We start from the raw sequence: 18,446 nt of genomic DNA on the forward strand, positions 1-18,446 counted from the left end.
CGGGGTGGTGCTGGCCATGCTGAAGGGATCTCCTGTCTCGCCCATCCAGACTAACCCGATAAACCGGGTGTCTCAGCCGAGGCTGTCAGAGAGGGTCGGGATCGCCGCTCAGCCCTTCTGGCTGCGCTGGGACGACGGGCACAAGGGGCGTCGCCACGCCCCGGACTACTTCGTACGCCTTGTCGACGGCCGGGCTCGGGTGGTCGACGTCCGGTCCTCGGACCGTATGGACGAACGGACCGAGGAGTCGTTCGAGGCGACCCGGCGGGCCTGCGAGGCCGTGGGCTGGCAGTTCGAGTGGGTGGGCACGCCGGATCCGGTGTTCATGGCGAACGTTCGCTGGTTGGCCCGCTACCGCAGGGCCCGCTCGGGACGCCCGGCATCGGTCGCGGCCGCGCTGATCGGTGTCTTCAACGAGCCGATGGGCATCTGGGCCGGGGCCGAGCTCGTGGGCGACCGGCTGCAGGTGCTTCCGGTACTGTTCCACCTGTTGTGGTCGGGCCGGCTCGATGCGGACCTCGAATCGGACCTGCTGGACTCGGAGAGCCTGGTCTGGGCCGCAGGGCGGTCGGCATGAGCCGGCTGAAGCGGCCGGGAAGGCTGACGGTCGGAGACCGGGTCCGGTTCGCCGGGCAGCTGCGGGCGGTGCTCGCCGTCTCGGCCCTGACCGCGACGCTGAGTGATGACGAACAGCCGCATCTGGTGGTGTCGTTGCTCGAGTTGTTCGAGGCCGACGACTTCGAGGTCGTGGACACCCCGGCTCGGATGCCGCTGCCGGCTGCGTCATTGCTGGAGACCTTTCCCGAACCGGTGGTCGAGCGGGCTCTGTGGTGGGAGGGGCACATCCTGGAGGTGCTGCACGGCCTGCCACCTGGGGCCGATCCCGGCACGCTGCCGCGAGACGAGTACGGCCCGGACCGCTCCCTGACCGCACGCCAGCGGGCCAAAGCCGCCGAACTGGCAGCCGCCGGGCACAAGGTGACTGCCAGCACGGTCGCCCACCGGCGCCGCCGCTACCAGCAACTCGGGGTGATCGGCCTGGCCGACCACCGGCCCGTCCGCAGGACTCCGCAGTTCGGCGAGGTCGACGAAGCGGTGGTCGACGCGATGCGGCGGGCGATCGACGAAGGCGTCAACGGGTCTACCCGCACCGGTTCATACCTTTTGTGGAGGGCCGAAGAGATCCTCAAAGAGGACACCGAAGGGCGGGAGGTGAAGCTCCCCTCCCGCGCCACGCTCTATCGGCTGCTGACGAAGCTCACCGCGGGCACACACGCCCTCGGATCAGCGGAAACCCGCCGGTCCAAGGCCAACGGGGCCACGACACCGCACGGCCAGCTTCATGTCTTCGCGCCGGGCGAGGTCATGCAGATCGACTCCACCCCGCTGGACGTGCTGGTCCTGCTCGACAGCGGGGTCACGGGCAAGGTCGAACTCACTGGCATGATCGACGTCGCGACCAGGACCCTGACTGCGGCGGTGTTGCGGCCGACGACGAAGTCGGTGGACGCCAGCGTGCTGCTGGCCCGCAGCGTCACTCCCGAGCCGATGCGGCCGGGTTGGACAGATGCGTTGAAGATGTCCCGTTCGGTGCTGCCGCACCGTCGGCTCTTGGCCCTGGACGAGCGTCTGGCCCATGCTGCGGCCCGGCCGGTGATCGTCCCGGAGGTGATCGTCTGCGACCACGGAAGCGTGTTCATCTCGCGGAACTTCCGCTCGTCCTGCCGCTTCCTGGAGATCGATTTCCAGCCGACGCACAAGGGTTCGGGGTTCGAGAAGGGCCACATTGAGAAGATGCTGGGCTCGGTGGCCACGCTGTTCGCCCAGTTCCTGCCCGGCTACACCGGACGCAACAGCGACCGCCGCGGCCGTCACCTGGAACGTGAACGGCTCTGGTCTCTGCTGGAGTTGCAGGAGCTCCTGGACGAATGGATCGTCATGCGCTTTACCGACCGCAGGAGCTCGTGGACCGGCTCTGAACTGCGACGATTCATAGACTACATGTCCGCGATGGCGAGTTGGGGGCTTTGTTGTCGCTCGTTCGTGTGGTCGTCGTGCCGCGAGTGCAAGCGTGGTGCGCGAGGCGTCGAAGCGCGAGAGCGCCGGGGGCTTGGTCCCCGTCGTAAATCAGTCGTCCAGGGGCGTTGGGCCCGACACGATACGGCCATGACTAGCGATCTCTTGCTTGACCGGGCCCGGGAGCTATGGACAGAGCTGGCGGTGAAGCCAGTGGAGTTCTCCTCGTCGGACGGGGCGAACGTTGTGGTCTCTCCTGGCTCGCGGTTGTGTCCGCCGTTGTGGACAGGGATCGTGGTCCTCGGCGGCGCCGGCATCGTCACCGTGCCGAGCGTGCAGGTCGCCAAGCTGATGGCGGGCGCTTCAAGGAAGCTGTCCGATGAGGAGCTCGTCGACGAGGACCGCTTGCGTGAGGTGTTGCCCGTCCTCGACGTACTTGGGCCTGCGTCCCTCTTCTATCTCGACCGCGCCGACTTCCTGCCCGCGCAAGGAGGCGCCGCTGTCGAGGAGGCGGTGTGCGGAGATGATGAGCTGGCCGCGCTCCTGGCCCGTGCCGGTGAAGAGGACGCCGGTGAAAGCGGCTTGGAGGACATCACCTCTCCCGCATTCGTCCTCCGCGAGAATGACGGCGTGGTTGCCGCGGCCGGCTATCAAGCTTGGCCGCAGTCGGTGGCTCACCTGAGCGTGCTCGTTGCGCCGGGTCACCGAGGTCGGGGGCTGGCGCGGGTCGTGGCGTCTGCGGCGGTGGCGCATGCACTTGACGCCGGGCTGCTTCCGCAATGGAGAGCACGGCCGCATCCGTCAAAGTGTGTGGCGCTTGCGCTGGGCTTCCAGGAGCTGGGCTCCCAGCTCAGCGTCCGGCTCGGCGACGTGGTCTCACCGGCCTTGGCCGGTGAGACCACCGTCTGAACTCGGCCGAGGTGACTTCAGTGCACCGTCGGGTCGGCGATCTGGGCTTCGAGGTCGGCGACGCGTCGATCTTGGAAGCGGAGGTTGGAGCGGGCGGCCTTGAGCCGCTCGTCGAGAGTGCGGTTGTCGGCGGTGAGCTGGCGGACTCGCTGCTTGAGCGTGGTGTTCTCGGTGGTGATCCGCTGGATGGCTTCCTCCGTCCACTCGTCCTGCAAGTCCCTGACCTGGCCGAGGAGTTCACCGATGCGGGCCCGCTGGGCGAGGATCTCGCCGTGGGCGGCCTTGAGGGCATCTTCGGAGTTCAGCGCGCGTTCGCGCCAGGTCGCTTCGCGTTCATCGTCGAGCTCGGCGACCGTTTGGGACCTGCGGTCTCCGGCCTCGGCCATGGCGGTCGAGACAGCGGTTCTGGCCTCGGGATTGTCGTAGAGGAAGGTGCGGGAAACATCAGCCCGGCGGGCGACCGCGGCGACGCTGACCTGGGACTTCTCCCGTCGGATCCGAGCGATGGCGTCGTGGACGCGGTGGACGGCGTCCGCGGTCTTGCGACGGCGGGCCGCCAGAGCCGCGGCAGTGCGGGGTTCTGGAACGGCAGTGGTCTTCATGCGATGTCCTGCTCGGGGTCGTTGCCGGTTGTGCACGTATCGCTGTACTCGTCCTGTTCGTCGTCGCCAGCACCAGCGAGGTCGGCGGCGCGGAAGGCGGTCGACCACACGCGGTGGAAGTAGTCCTGGGGTTTGCGCAGGTCCAGGGCAAGGGCGTCGTCGAGGAGGCCGAGGCCGGCCAGGGCCTTCTCCAAGCCGTCGATGGCGCGGGCGGTGGGCTCGAAGTAGCGGTGGAGGTAGTCGGCGGTGGCGTCGTCGGGGGCGCCCTCGGCAAGCAGTCGCCACTGTTCGCGCTTGCGCCGCCAGTAGAGGAGGTCGGCGCCGGAGAGGACGAACTTGTCGCAGTTGTGGCAGTCGAGGTTCCAGGGGCAGGCGCCGCCGTCGACGACGGGCTGGAAGGTGCAGAAGCCTCCCTCGGCGGGGGTGCTGCGGCGAGCCAGGTCGATGGCGAGGGCCTGGGCCTGCTCGCGGGTGAGCGGGGTGGTCGGCTCGGTGAGGACTTCACCGGGACTGGGGCTGCCGGGGCCGGCGACCCAGACGTGTTGGAGGACGTCCTCCAGATCGGACTGGGTCAGGTGGATGTAGTGCTCGGCCATCCGCTCGGAGACGTGACCGAGGTAGCGGCGGACGTGCGTCAGGCTTGCCCCGGCCCGCAGCAGGCTGGTCGCCAGACTGTGGCGAGCCTGATGAGGGACCCAGCGGCCGATGTCGAGGTCGTCGATCCAGAGCTTGAAGCCCTTGTGGAACCACTTGTAGCTCAGCGGCCGATGGCCGTCGCGGTTGCGGATGTTGGTGGGGAACAGCGCCATCTGGGCGCGTTCCTCAGCGGTGGGCGGCCGGTTGTTCCAGGCCTCGAACAGGGCCAGGGTCTTGCGCTGGCGGACCTCAAGGAGCTGGTGGACTCGCTCAGGGATGCGCAGGGCTTGGTCGTAGTTGCCGACTTTCGTCTGGTCGTGCCAGAGCATGGGAAGTCCGCCGTAGCGGCCGAGGCAGTCCAGGCGGAGCTGGAGGACTTCGCCGCAGCGGCGGCCGGTGACGATGATCGTCTCCCAGGCATCCCGCAGGCCGCGGTCGAACGGGTCGTAGGTCTCGGAGAGCCCGCGCAGGTTTGTCTCGTCGGCGAGCGCGCGGGCGACCCCGTCGGCGAACGGCGGCCGCGAACGACGGACTGTCCGTCCTGGGGCAGGCATCGCGGCGATGAACGCCCGGTCCAGGCCGAAGCGTTCGGCCTCTCCCGATTCCAGGGCCCCGCGCAGGAGGCGCCGGGTGCGGTGGAAGACGCGCTGGCGGGTGTTGTCGGTCACGATCGACTGCTTGCCCGGGCGGCCTCTGGCCGCGAGCGAGATGAGGCCGTCCCTTTCGCGTTGCCGCTGGTCGGCGACGAACTGGTGCATATGGTCTGCCGTCAAGGCTCGCGGGTCGTGGCCGCCGGACGGCGCGTGGAGTTCCAGGAAGGTACTCAGCTCCAGACCGGCTCGGCGCATGTCGTCGAACGTGCTTCCGCTGCGCGGGCAGCCGGGAGAGCGCAGGATGGCGACGAGGTGGTCCCAGATGAGGTCGCGGAGCCATCGCTGGGAGACGCCCGTGAGGTCCATGTGGACCGAGCGGCCGGTGAGCTTCCGCCCGAAGTGCTCGGTGAGGATGTATCCGAGCTGGCGTGTCTCGGCCGGCGTCACGTAGAGAGGCTGCAGCCAGTCGGCTACGGCCCGGACGATGTGGACCGCTTCGCGGCTGACCGCTTTCTGCAGCAGCCGTTCCTCCTCGGCGCCTGCATCCGTCAGCGACCGCAGGCCGTGCTCGCGAGCGAAGTTCGCCAAGCCCTGCCAGGTGACCAGTTCCCAGCGGCCGTGTGCCTTCTGGGTGTAGGTGAACATGCCCCACTTGATCTCGGCCCGCAGCAGCGGATGCAGCCCCCGGAGATTGACCTGCGCGGGCCGGAGCACGGCTCCGGCGCTCACGCACCAGCGCCGGAAGGCGAGTTCGTCCTCGTAGCTGACCGGTGTGACCAGTCTCCGGCGCCCGAAGCGAGTGCCCCACTGCGAGGGCAGCGTCGCTCCTCCCGGACTGCCTTGCCTGCGGTAGCGGCGCTCGTGGCGGAAACACAGCCCGAGCGGGGAGTCCGAGAGTTCGGGGCAGACCTGGACCTGGCAATCACCGAAGCCGGGTTGCGATTGCTGATCAACGAGCCAGGCATCGAAGTCGAGGTCACCGCCGCGGCGGCTGCGCTGGTTGTACCAACGAAACTCGTGGTAGTGGCAGAGCACTAGCGTGTGGTGCCGAGCGGGCCGCCCGGGGCAGATCCGACAGGACCGCTGCTCGACCCCCTCCCCGGGGCCGACGGGCGGCGCGGTGCGGAGGAACTCGGCTCGTTCTCCACCCAGGTCGCGGTGTTCGCGCCAGAGCATCTCATGCGAAGAGCACAGGTCACCGTGTCCCATCGTGGACCGCTCGCAGTCAGCGCAGAGGCAATTCCACCGGTAGACAGCATGGTTCGGCGGAATCTTGACCACGTCGGGACGGAACAGCGGGTCGAACGACGGGGCGCTGATCAGCGCGGTGAGGATCTCCAGCCGGTCCCGGCCTGTGCGGGGGTCCTGCTGCGGCAGCGAAGCCGTCGTCATGCTCACTTCGGCTCACCCCAGACAGTGCGCAGGGCGGCGTCGAAGGTGGGGTCGTGGACGTCGACATGCCCGTAGACCTCGTCGACCGTGGCCGTCGAGGCCCAGCCACCGGCGTCTCGGGCGATCAGCAGGTTGCCGTCGGCAGCATCGAGAACCGCGGAGGTGAAGGTGTGCCGGAAGGCATGGGGTTTCACCAGCCCCAGGCCAGCGCGTATCCCGGCCCGGCCGAGCATCCGGCGGGCACCGACCGGAGCCCAGGGCTGCCCGGTGCCGGCGCCGTGGAGCTGGACCAGGAGCATGCCGTGTCCGGCTCCGCGCGGGTACTCGGTCGTCATGTACTCGAAGTAGGCGTGCACCATCGCCGGGCTGACCCGCTTGATCAACCCACCGGTCACCGTGCCGTGTTCAACCTGCCAGGCGTGCTTGGTCTTGGCCTCGGCCCGGTTCGGGTTGTTCGGACGATGACAGACGTGCAGGTGAGGGCTGCGGCACTCGTTGCAAGCCGCGTTCTCGCGCAGATGCAGGTCGACCAGGTGAAGGCCGCAGAGCTCGCCGACCCGAAGGCCGCCGTCGGCGAGCCAGGTCACCACCAGCCGGTCCCGGGCCGAGTTCACCCTCTCCAGCAGTCTGTCCCTCGCCCCGTCCGGGAGCATCTTCGGATGCCGACGGTGCGGGCCCTTCGGAGAGAGGGGGTTCGCGGGCATCGCGGATTTCACGTGTCCGAGGAACGAGCGCTGACGGTCCACCCGCGACGGCAGCCGGGTGCCATCCAGCTTCTCGCCGAGGTCGACGTTGATGCCGAGGGAGGCTTGATGCAGGTAGAAGCCCTTCAAACAGGACGCCGCGATCGACAGTGCGGACCGGCCGTAGGGGCGCTTGCCGACCCGCCACGGTTCCCCGAGCGGCATACGGACCTCAGCGCCGACGATGCCCATGTACCGTTCCAGGTCGTGCAGTTGGACCGTGTCGAAGGCCAGGCATTCGCGCTCCAGCCACCGCAGATGGTCCACCAGGTAGTACGCGTACGTCTTCTGGGTGCCAGTGCCGTCATGGACGCGCAGGAACCGGTCCGCCTCCGCGTGCAGGGTGCCCTCAGGCCAGACGATCGTCCACGATCGCCGTCCATCCTTCCGCTCGATCCGCTGGACCCTCAAGTCCCCGACCACGATGTGCCGTACCACTCGTCCTCCGTACCGACTCCGGAACATGGCAGACGTTCCGGTCCCGGTCGGTAAACGAGCCCACGACGTCCATGTCACAGGCCCAGACGGACATCACGGGCAGCACAACTCACGGTCGGTAAAGCGAAGTGGCAGAACCGTCCGCACGACGGCCTGCGCGACCCCTCCCACCCGGGCCGGCTGTTCACACCGAACGAGAAGTACGCCACCTTGATCGAGGCTTGCGGCTACGTCCCGGTCGCGCTCAGCGGCGACGACTACGTCGAACTCCTGCCCGCGGACCAGGCGAACACCAAGTACGTCGGCGACATCACCTACCTTCTCCTGGCCGGCGGGAAGTTCCGCTATCTGGCAACCGTGATCGACCTCGCCTCACGGCGCCTGGCGGGGTAGGCCGTCGCCGACCATATGAGGGCCGACCTCATCATCGATGCCCTGCACGCGGCCGAACGGACCTGCGGCAGCGGAGCTTGTCCCCCTTCCTCTATCGACACATCCACATGAAGGGCCGCTACGCCTTCGAGATGCCCGAACTCTCCGACAGCTCCATGCGGGTCGTAGAGGATCTGGACGATAGACCTGACGACGTGGCGGGCGACAGCACCGACGCCAGCTGAGCCACAGCGGCGCTCACCACACTTCACGCAGTACCGTCGCGCGGTGGGCTGCGTGCTGGAGCTGAGCCACCGGGGCGCCGCAGGGATCACGGTGGTGACCGCCCGCCGAGTCCTGGCAGCACCAACCGTGACGTTTGAGCACGGCCATCTCACCTTGGTGGACGCGTTGAGGTGTACGTCACAGGGCGAACTCATGGGCCGGTTTATACGTGTGAGCTATGGGCTTCTTCTCCGCGATGCAGCAGTCGCCGGATGTGGTCGCGCGGCTGTCCGCTCCATCGACAGAGACGCTCTTGGGGGGTTTTGGTGGCTGTGAATCCTGTGGCCAACGGCATTGTGGTCGCGTTGACGGGGATGACGGTTCCCGAGGGTTCGCCGGAGCGGGTCCGGGCGGAGATCGTGGACCCGCATCTGGTGCTGGTGCGTTTCCTGACCGGTCTGGAGGGCGCGGTCTCGGACGTCGCGGGTGCGACCGCCTCGGGGGCGAGGGGGGAGGCCATCGTTGCGTACATGCGTGCCATATCGCAGTTCTCGTCGGGGGACGGCGCGGACTATCTGAAGGGTCTGAAGGAGACCGCGCTGCAGCTGGCGGATGCGGGCAACGAGTTCGCGTACCAGCTCGAGTACACGAACATGATGATCGTGGAGCAGGTGGTCCTGTTCTTCGCGGAGCTGGCGGTCATCGCGCTCCTGGAGATCTTCAACCCGGTCCAGGCGGCGTTCGAGAAGCTGGCCCTGGACACCTTCTTCCGCGAGCTGTTCACCACGGAGCTGACGCAGTTTTTGGCGCGTGTCGCGGCGCAGACCGCGTCGATCATGACGATGAACGTGGTCCTGGCCGCGGCGCTGGACGGTTTCACCCGGTGGGTGATGGCGACGCAGGGCAAGCACACCGCACACGGGAACGAGTACCGCGACCAGTCCCTGAAGTTCGGCGCCATCCAGGGCGCGGTGTCCTCGCTGGTGCCCTTCGCGATGGGACCGATCGGCAAGGGCATCGGGAAACTCCCCTTCTTCGGACTCAAGTCGGTCAAGGACATCCGGCAGATCATCGGCGAGAGCCTCCACGGCCCCGCCCCGGTACCCGCACGCACCGGCACCAAGACCACCCTGCCCGTGGGCAGCGGAAACACCCTCCTCGGCGGAGAGAAGACGGCCCTCGGCGGGGAAAAGGCGCTGCTGGGCGGGGAGAAGGCGCTGCTGGGTGGCGGGAAGTCGTTCGACCGGAACGCTATGCGGGATCTGTGGAACGATCCGCTCAACCGCGAGCTGCTCGGCGGCAACTGGTTCGGGCGCGAGATCGGCCGTCTGACCGTGCCGATAGCCGTCCGTCTACAGAACGAGGTGGTGGGGCGCGGCGCGCGGCAGTCGTTCCGTGATGCGGTGGGTGACCAGTTCGCGCGGGCTTTCGGTGAGCGGCTGGGCTGGCGGCAGGCGCGGGAGTCGGGCCGGTTGTGGGCGGACACGTTCATGGCGCATGCCGGGCGCGGTCCCAGGGCGCTGGGCCGGGAGCTGGAGGGTACCCTGTCGTGGATGCCGGCCGGGATGGGCGGGGTGCGCGGTGCGCTCTCCCACGACCTCGCCCGCGCGCTGCCCTCACCGTCGTGGATGAAGTTCGTCCGCGCCTTCCCCGAGGCGGGGTTGCAGGCGGCGGCTATGAACGTGTCGGAGGGCTTCTTCAACCTCAACGAGACGGGCAGGTTCACCACCTCCTGGATGACCACCGCCGGCGGCGTCGGCGCCGCACTCGGCAGCGGCATCGGACACATCGGCGCCGTCAAACTCGGCCACTGGATCAAAGGCCGCCTCGGCTTCGACCTCCCCCACCACAAACCCCCACTCACCGACCCCGGCCTCGCACTGGTCAACAAGGCAGGCGGACACGGACCCGCCGGCAGCAGCGACAGCAGCGTCCTGCCCGGCGACGGCGCGCCGCCCCCCGGGAACGTACTGCCGACCACCGGCGCAGGCACCCCGTCGGACACGTCCTGGTCCCCGAGCCCGGGAACACAGTTCCCCCGGTCGGGGCAGGTCCGGCTCACCATCCCCGAACGCCTCACCGTCGGCCACACGGCACCCGGAGCGGAGCGGGCCGGGGACGGCCGGCCCGCGCCCTTCACTCCCGCCCCGCGCCCGGCCACCGAGTCCGCCACCACCCGCCCGGTACTCGGGAGCCCGGAGCGCGCCCGACTGGAAGAGGCGCTGGACCGCTGGCAGACACCCGAAGAACTCACCCGGCACGACAACGACGACACCGACCGTGCTCGCCTCCTTCTCGAACGCACAGCAGCCGCCGACCAGATCATCCAGCACCTACGGCAACTCGCCGACCAGGCAGACATCACACTCGCCGGACAACGTCACCTCCTCACCGCCGCCGACGAAGCCGCCGCCCGCCGTGACTGGCCCCAGACCGCCACCTACCTCAGCACCATCCGGGACCACATAAGAATCCCGCTCAGCACCCGCCTTCACCCCAGCACCCCCACACCCGCGCCTCGCCCCGGCATACCCGCAACGCCAGCGCCCGACCACGTGCACACTCACAGCCGGTCGGAACATGAGGCCGATGCCCCTACGGCGGTGGAATGGACCCATACGACCGCCCAGCCGGCGGCGGAACAGCCGACGATCACACTGGTGCGTTTCGAGGCAGGCAGGGGAAGCGAGCACTGGGCCCCCACCGCACCCGGCGCCCTCCCTCTCCCGGGCGAGACGGCGCAGGCGATGCGAACGGCCCCGCCGCATCCCACCACCAGCAGCTCCGGACCACCGTACAAAACAAGCACTGCCCCCACCTCCCCGGCATCGACCGATCCCCGTGCAGCCGTGGGCCGGGAAGAACCGTCGTGGCTAAGCGTCCGGTCCGTCATCGATCCCGCTCCAGCCCCTCGTCCCTTCGATGAGTCGCCCGGCCAAACGCAACAGGATCCACAGGCTGCGGCTCAGACCATCTACCGAATCCTGGCTGAAGGCCGCCCCCCGCAGAAGCCGGCCCCTGGAGACAAGGAAGAGCGGCGAGCGGGCGAAGCCGACATTCCGAAGACCGGAACGCGCGCAAGGCCCGAGAACCTGCGACTGCTGTTCCCGGCCGAGGCCGTTTACCTGAACAAGCATCTCGACAGGCACTTCACGCGGAACGACGGACGTGCACCCGGTCCGGAGCAGCCCGTTCGCGTGGGCACACGAGCTGCCGTTTCCACAGAGGACAGCCGGGTACCGTCACGGCGGACCGCAGCCCCGCGCAACGACTCCGAGGCGGCGTCGGTGCGCCCGGTGGCGGAGAAGCCAGCCGGCAGTGGTCCCCTTCAGCAGGACATGCGGGCGCGAGACGGCCTCTTCACCGGACAGCGGCTGCCGCGCGGACGTGCTGAGATCGCTGCCTGGATCGCGCACCTGCCCCCGCCGAAGCCGCCTCTGGACGTGCAGGTCTTCATGATCAACCGCATCACACCCGCGCTTGCGGAGGGCGGGACAGCAGCCCCGTACGTCATACCCGCCCACGAGATCTCGTCGCTTCCGCCCCAGACGGCTGAACGCGTCGCGCTGCTCAACGAGTACTACGCGACGCATCCCCAGCGGATCGGACCGCGCCCCGCCAGGACGGGCAGCAGTCCGAACCTGCTGGAGAAGCGGTACAACAGCCTCCTCACACTTCTGTCGAGGGCGGGTGTCGAACTCGGTGACCTTCATCTTCTGCGGGCCTTCACCCGGTTCGGCATCCGTATGGAACGCGGGCTCGATGGCAGTGGACGGACGCGGTACTTCCCGGCGGACCCCCTGGCCTACGGGGAGATGAGGGCGAGTTACGACAGGGGAATGCAGCCTCGCGGCCAGCTGCCCCGGGCCGCCAGGTTCCAGAAGGTGATCACGCGCCTCGTCGATGAGGGCCTCATCGCCCAGCGCGGCGACCGCTCGTTGCTCCCCGCGGTCCGCGCACTGATCGAGGCCGGATTCTCCTGGGAGCTGCGGGGCAGCGACCGAGGCAGGGTCTACCTCGCTCTGCCGCAGAGCGAGCGGATCACGCAATTGCGACAGTACGCCGGGGCGGTGGGACTCCCGGCCGGTGCGCTGCCGCCGTACCTGACCGGCCCCGGCCGGGTGGAGGGCCTCGCGGCCAGGGTCGGTGATTTCTTCCACCACCTCCTGCACACCGGCATCCCCGAGCACCAGCGTGACCTGACAGAGTGGCTCGACCGTCACGGGTTTTCGCTGACACGCGTGGTGACCGGCCGGGGCGTCGTGCTGCGGCTGCCGGCGCCTGCACCCGAACAGTCCGGGCCCGGCCCGCACACGGTGGACGAGTTGCTCACCTCTCTGTTCGGCGACTGGCGAGGTGAGGACATCTTTCAAGAACCGGCGGCGGACACGGCCCCGGCCCCGCGTCCCGACTCACGCACAGAGAGGGACGGAGGCCGCGACACCGGCACCGCTGCGCAGCCCGTTCCGCCTCCCGCCACCGGCACGGACCGGGACATGGACGTCGACACGCCCCCCTCCGCGCCTCTCACGCGAACGGCCTTCCCGCCGGCCGCCGACGCGGCTCAAGTCGCGCCGCTGCGTGCCGCGCCGTACGTGGTACCCCCGGGCGATCGGTTGCCACGGGCGACACGTGAGTACATCGACACACTCAACGCGTACTACACCAGGTTCCCGGACCGGCACGGCCAACAGCCTCCACCGCTCACCGTCGACGAGGCGGCCGGCACCGAGCGCCACCTGGAGGCAGAGGCCGGCGACCTCTTCGCCAAGCTGCGTGCTCTCAGCATCAATCCGTCCAACGCGCATCTGATCGCCGCCCTCCAGCGGTTCGGTATCCGGCTGCTGCCGGGAAGGGACCAGCAGGGCCGGGACCGGTATTTCCTGGAACCGGCGATCAGCCAGGACGTCCTGCGCGCCTGGTTCGACGGCGCCGGCGGCACGCATGGCGAGATGCCGCCGCACAGCGGCCCGCACCGCAACGCCTACACCCGCATCAACACGCTGATCGCCCACGGCCTGGCCGTCCGGCAGGCCAACCTCCCTTCCTTCAGGGACATGATCAGGTGGGGATTCTCGTGGGAACTGCGCGGTGGTTCTTCCGCACGCCTGTATCTCGCGCTGCCGGAGACCAGACGGCTGGCCCAGCTGGAGCGGTTCGTCCGCGCCCAGACGCTGCTGCCGGGGGTCGTCCCCGAGTACCGGACCGATCCGGACCGGGAGGAGGGTCCCGCCGCACAGGCCGGTGACTTCTTCCATCATCTCCAGTACACCGGCATTCCCGAGAGACAGGTGCGGCTCACGGCCTGGCTCGCCGATCACGGCTTCGTGCTGCGTCCGGACCCGGCCGCCACCGGCATCATGCGTCTGCCGGTGGCGGGCGACCTGATCGAACCGGGAACGCTGTCGGTGGGCGGCTTGCTCGCCTCCAGGTTCGCAAACTGGCACGACGACGCCGCCCTGCCCACCTCCCAGGAGACCGGTGCGCCGACCGCGCAGAGGCTCGTGCCCCCGGTGCCAGTGGCAGGCGACGAGAACGCGGACCCGGACGGGGAGACACAGCCGACCTCTCCGTCCCGGCCGGCCGGCACCCCGGCCACGAGGCCCGCAGCACCGGCCCCCGTGGCCACGGAACTCACCCGTTCGAACCGGCGGCCTCCCCCGGACCCGGCCGAGACGGCGACTGCGGCGCCGACGGCGCAGGGCCTCCAGGACTTCGCGGTACGCCCCTACACCGTGTCCCCGGGTGAGCCGGTGCGGCGGTCCACCCTCCGGCGTATCGCGGTCCTCAACGCCTACTACACGAGCCCGCTGGGTAAGATCGGCCGACAGCCTCCCCGCATAAACGACCCGGTCGGGATCGACCAGCGCCAGGTGGACGCCGCGTATCTCCTGCAGCGACTGCGGCATCGGGGCATCGCCCCGGACGACCACCATCTGATCGCTGCCCTTGAAGGGTTCGGCGTCGAGGTAGTGCCCGGACAGGACTCAGCCGGATACGAACGCCTCTTCGTCACGACCGTACACAGCCAGGAGATGCTCCGGCGGTACTTCGAGGACGAAGGGGGGACACCGGGCCTGGTTCCGACGGGCAGTGAGCAGGTCAACGTCGCCTCCCGGCTGCGTTCTCTGATGAAGAACGGTCTTCTCGCCGCCCGCTCCAACTTCTCCACCTTCAACGCTTTGGAGACCTGGGGATTTTTCTGGGAGCTGCGCAGCAGCGAACCGTCGCGGGTGTTCCTGGCATCGGAGCACGAACGCCTCACGGAGCTGGACGAGTACGCTGCCGAGGTGGGGCTGGAGCCGGGTGTGGTGCCGCCGCGCTCGACCGGCCCGCAGCGTACCGGGGACCTCGCCGCGCGAGTGGGGGAATTCTTCCACCATCTTCAGTACACGGGTATCTCCGAGACCCACACCGTGCTCGCCGGCCGACTGGCTGAGGAGGGCTTCGCGCTGGCCCCGGTGGAGGTGCGGCCGGGCCTGGTCATGCTGCGGCTGCCCGTGCCAGAGGCGGAGCGGGATCCCGCGGCTGAGTCCGTCCACAACTTCATCGACCGGGTGGCCTGGGGCGGACGCGTCCACCAGCCGCCACGATCCGCGCAGCCTTCGACGCGCTCAGCCGTCACCGGCACCGGTGAGCGAGGGACGGCAGAACCCATGGCGCCTGCCCGAATCCAGGATGCGGTGGAACCGTTCGGCATCGCCGTCGGATGGGTCGGACAGACGCTGCAGACGGTCGACGCGCAGCTGCTGGGTGAGGCCGTGCCGGGGCTGACACGGGAGGAACGACAAGAGCTACCGGACGTCATGGACGCGATGTTCGTGTCGTCGGCCTCCGCCGGGGAGATGACGCAGTACCTGGCGGAGATCGTACGGTCTGCCCGCGCCGTGAACGGACTGCGGGCGGAGCAGGGAGCCGGCCCCGTCACGATCACGGACGTGGCACGGGTGATGGCCTCCAACTCGCCGGAGCACCGGGACGAACAGCTCGCCCTGGCCTTCCTCGCCGCCCCGTCGACCAGGGGCGCTGAGAGCTCCTATGAGGGAGGCCCAGTGAGCGCCTCCGCGACCGGGAACACCGGGGCCCCGCAGCGGATGCCGTGGACGGTCGCGGACGACACGCCTCTGCCCTCGGCGCCTGGCATGGCGGAGGTACGGCGCATCGTCGCGGACCGCCTGCTGGTGGGCGACGTCCGCGGCGACGGCGACTGCTTGTTCAACTCCTTTATCATCACCACCGGGCTGCACGTGCGAGCCGACCAGCCGACGCGGTCGGCGACGGCCCTGCGCGAGGACCTTGCTCGCTACCTCGAGGAACAGCTCGACGCACCCGACAGTGTCTGGGACACGCTGGAGCCGAGGCTGCGCGAACTGGGCGGCGGAGCGGTGACTCCGGAACACCAGCGGTCACTGCTTGACTTCATCCGGACGCCAGGGGCCTGGAGCATCGGCCTCGGCAACTTCCTGCCCGAGCTGCTGGCCCGGATGCACGGCGTGCGGGTCGAGGTGCTGGACTACTCCCGGACCCGAGCTCAACCGTTGTCCTCCTACCACCTGGAGCCCGCGCACTGGTCGCGGACGGTGTCCCTGGTGCGCCTCGATTCCGGGCCGGGAACGGAGCACTGGGCGCCCACCGCGCCTGCCGGTGCTCCACTGCCGGCCGGCACTCCGGTGACGATGTGGGGACCTGCCTCCCCGACTCCCGCCGTCGGCACCCACCATGCAGGCCGGCCCGCAGCCACCAGGACCCGCTCCACCGATGTTCCGGAACCGGAGACGGCCGACACCTCCGGAGCCCGACCGGCCGGCGGCAGCCCGGCGGGTTCCACCCGGGCCTCCTCTCCCATGGACAGCCTGTTCGACGAATCCGACACCCGCGACCTTGTTGCCCAGTCCCCCGTGCCGTCACCCTCCGGACTCGCGCTGCCTGGGTCATCCGCCTCTGTCAGGCTCTCGGACACCGGCCCAGGGGCCTCGCGGCCCCCTGTCACCGGCATCTCGGCCACCGGCCGGACAGACACCGGCCCCACGCCGGAGACCGCGCCTCGCGAACACAGCGTGCTCAACGTGGACAACCACATCAACCTACCCACCCCACGGGCCGTGCACCACCTCGGGGACGTGGCCTCCGTCTCCTGGCACAAACGGCCTGCGCCGTCGGCCTTCCCGTTCACGCGCAGCGAATCCGCCCACCTCGCGCCCGAGCAGGCGACTCAGCTGTTCCACCTCCTGAGCGACCGGATGGATCACCGCGATACCCTCGGCGGGGTCTGGGACCACATCGAGGCCACCTACCGCCTGACGCTGGGGCCCGGCGAACTGCTGCGCCTCAACGACGAGTACCACTGGCTCTCGGAGCGAGCTCCCCGACCTCAGGGCCGGCGGCGGGCACCTGCCCCGCAGACCGCGTTCCGGCCGTATGACGTCTCCGACGTGTCGCTGACGAGCACGACCCGTCGGCGCGTCGAGCTCTTGAACGACTTCTATCGTGCGCACCCGCACATGATCGGCAGACGTCCCCGGTTCGGATCGTACTCCGCTGCGGCGGCCCCACCGCTCGTGCGTAGGATGCACAATCTCCTCGAGACACTGGACAGGAGGGGCATCAACCCCGACGACACCCATCTGATCGCAGCCTGGCAGTCGTTCGGGGTGCCCTTGGCGGAAGCCACCCTGGGGGGCCGTCCGGTGCTCAAGATCGCTCGCGCCCCGCTGTCGCACCATCTCCTGCCTCCCGCAGGCCAGTGCGAGTGGCAGGGCGCCGTGCCGAGCACGAGCTTCGGTGGGAAGGATCTGCACAACTACGTGCAGCGCCTCATGCGCCGCGGCATCCTCCTCAGGGCCGTCAACACGCCGACGATCAGCGCCCTGGCGGAGCGGGGCTTCACCTGGGAACAGCGCGGAAGCGATCCGTCCAGGGTCTACTTGGCGCTGCCGGAGCGGGAGCGGATCGAGCAATTGAAGCGGTACGCCGACGAAGTAGGGTTCGAGCCAGGGGTGGTCCCGCCGTTCTCGTCCGGTCCGGAAAGGGTCGAGGGGCTTCGGGCACGGGTCGGTGACTTCTTCCGCCACCTTCAGAACACGGGTATTCCCGAGAACCACACCGAGTTGGCCCAATGGCTCGCCGACGCGGGATTCCCGCTGATCCCGGTGGAGCCGGCACCGGGCGTCGTCATGATGCGGCTGCCCGTGCCGGGCGGTACCGGGGAGCCCCTCCACGCGTACATCGCCCGGGTACTCGGCGCGAACCGCGAGAGGGTGCCCGGCCGCAGTACCCGGGCCGGTGAGCCGGCTGCCCGGCAGGAAGCCTCGGCGGCGCGACCGTCCTCCCGGACGGCCGGGCAGGCGGCTGTCGCGGCAGTCGGCCACCCGCCGGTCGCGGACAACGGCCCGCTGCATCCGGGGCAGGACCTGCCCCTGCCCGGCGACCAGGTGCTCTTCCCGGACGGTGTCTTGTCCCTACCCGACTCGCAGGACTCGAGCGACGTGTTCATGGACTTCGGGGGTTATCTCGGACACGACATAGCGGACGGGCTGCCGATGGATGTCGAAGAGATGGTCTCGGCCCTGACCGGGATGTTCGCGGACACCTCCGAGGCCGGCCGGCCATGGCCGGTGGACCCGGAGGACGCAGCGATGGACTTCATGGACACGGGTGCGCCACAGGAAACCACCGCCCTGACTGACACATGGGAGAACCGTGTGATCCAGGCAACGGAGGAACAACTGCGGAGCAGTGACGTGCCACTGACCTGGGAGGAACGCACAGAGCTGCCGTGGGCCCTGCTCACCGTGTCCGACGTTTCGGAGGCGACGGGGGCGGCCGTCCAGCACATGGTGACTCTGGTCGAGGCAACCCGCGCCGTCAACGATGTGCTGAACGCGCAGGGCAGATTCCGGGTGAGTGTCCGCGAGGTCGCCTGGTCCACGGCAGGAGTCCCGCCGGGCGCGTGGAGCGAGCATCTGACCGCGTCGTTCCTCGCGGCACACGGTCAACCGGACACGTCGGCCGATCTGCGGATGGAGTAGGCCAGCTAGGCGACCGCTTTCACCGCGGCCCACTCGGTGACAGGTTCCGGGCTTGCCGGTCAGTCGAAGGCTGGCCATCCGGCATCACCGCTCAAGTGACCCCCGCGCGATGCCGATACAGCGGGTAGCTTCGCTTCGCCACCTGCCGGAAGGTGTCAATCATGGGACGAATCATTCGCGCGACGCTCACGTCCGTCCTGGCCCTCGGGCTGTACGGTGCGGTCACGCCTGAGGCCTACGGCGTCCAGCGTGACTGCATCGCGGGCAGTCCGGCCGGCAAGTGCCTGTGGGACGGTGGAAACGTCGGCTACGGTTTCGACGACGAGGCTGCGTGCGAGAGTGCGGCCGACCGCTACAACGGCCAGGACCCGAGCCACGACTACGAGTGCGAGGACGTCTGAATCGCCCCGGGTTTGATGGAGACATCGAAGACTCGGAAGGATGCCGCTCATGGCTGCTCCCCGTAAGTACCCCGACGAACTGCGTGAGCGT

General features: G+C 69.1%; 7 protein-coding genes and 1 pseudogene. 5 read left to right on the forward strand and 3 right to left on the reverse strand.

Features of this window, described 5'->3' with window-relative positions:
• Positions 1-577: TnsA-like heteromeric transposase endonuclease subunit (locus ACFC02_RS35925; RefSeq protein ID WP_376366328.1), on the forward strand; the 577-nt coding region annotated here is incomplete at its 5' end.
• Positions 574-2,925 (forward strand): GNAT family N-acetyltransferase, encoded by a 2,352-nt coding sequence (locus ACFC02_RS35930; RefSeq protein WP_376366330.1) that lies wholly within the window; start codon positions 574-576, stop codon positions 2,923-2,925. The genes ACFC02_RS35925 and ACFC02_RS35930, both read left to right, overlap by 4 nt.
• 17 nt (positions 2,926-2,942) lie before the next feature.
• Here ACFC02_RS35930 and ACFC02_RS35935 read toward each other — a convergent pair whose 3' ends face one another.
• From ACFC02_RS35935 to ACFC02_RS35945, 3 genes are read right to left on the reverse strand one after another with little or no spacing between them, the layout of a single operon-like run.
• A complete protein-coding gene (locus tag ACFC02_RS35935) occupies positions 2,943-3,527 on the reverse strand; it encodes a DUF6262 family protein (protein WP_376366332.1) in 585 nt (194 codons plus the stop codon).
• Positions 3,524-6,148 carry a tyrosine-type recombinase/integrase gene (locus ACFC02_RS35940; RefSeq protein ID WP_376366334.1) on the reverse strand — a complete coding sequence of 875 codons (2,625 nt, stop codon included), beginning with the start codon at positions 6,146-6,148 and terminating at the stop codon, positions 3,524-3,526. Before ACFC02_RS35940 ends, ACFC02_RS35935 begins: the two co-directional genes overlap by 4 nt.
• A 2-nt stretch (positions 6,149-6,150) precedes the next feature.
• Entirely contained in the window at positions 6,151-7,302 is a 1,152-nt protein-coding gene (locus tag ACFC02_RS35945) for a tyrosine-type recombinase/integrase (protein ID WP_376366336.1), read from the reverse strand.
• A 150-nt stretch (positions 7,303-7,452) separates the two neighbouring features.
• Here ACFC02_RS35945 and ACFC02_RS35950 point away from each other — a divergent pair.
• The 3 genes and pseudogenes from ACFC02_RS35950 to ACFC02_RS35960 all read left to right on the forward strand — a co-directional run.
• Positions 7,453-7,608, forward strand: a pseudogene (locus ACFC02_RS35950) (integrase); the annotation flags it as partial.
• 509 nt (positions 7,609-8,117) lie between these two features.
• A complete protein-coding gene (locus ACFC02_RS35955; protein ID WP_376366338.1) occupies positions 8,118-17,954 on the forward strand; it encodes a hypothetical protein in 9,837 nt (3,278 codons plus the stop codon).
• 161 nt (positions 17,955-18,115) lie between these two features.
• A complete protein-coding gene (locus ACFC02_RS35960) occupies positions 18,116-18,355 on the forward strand; it encodes a hypothetical protein (RefSeq protein ID WP_376366340.1) in 240 nt (79 codons plus the stop codon).
• The last annotated feature ends 91 nt before the right edge of the window (positions 18,356-18,446 follow it).

Origin of the sequence: Streptomyces sp. NPDC056160 (genome assembly GCF_042268205.1) — a bacterium.
In the GTDB taxonomy this organism is placed as follows: Bacteria; Actinomycetota; Actinomycetes; order Streptomycetales; family Streptomycetaceae; genus Streptomyces.

Coding starts and splice junctions, on each gene's coding strand:
- ACFC02_RS35930 (WP_376366330.1), top strand. CDS start 574: ATGAGCCGGCTGAAGCGGCCGGGAAGGCTGACGGTCGGAGACCGGGTC.
- ACFC02_RS35935 (WP_376366332.1), bottom strand. CDS start 3,527: ATGAAGACCACTGCCGTTCCAGAACCCCGCACTGCCGCGGCTCTGGCG.
- ACFC02_RS35960 (WP_376366340.1), top strand. CDS start 18,116: ATGGGACGAATCATTCGCGCGACGCTCACGTCCGTCCTGGCCCTCGGG.
- ACFC02_RS35940 (WP_376366334.1), bottom strand. CDS start 6,148: ATGACGACGGCTTCGCTGCCGCAGCAGGACCCCCGCACAGGCCGGGAC.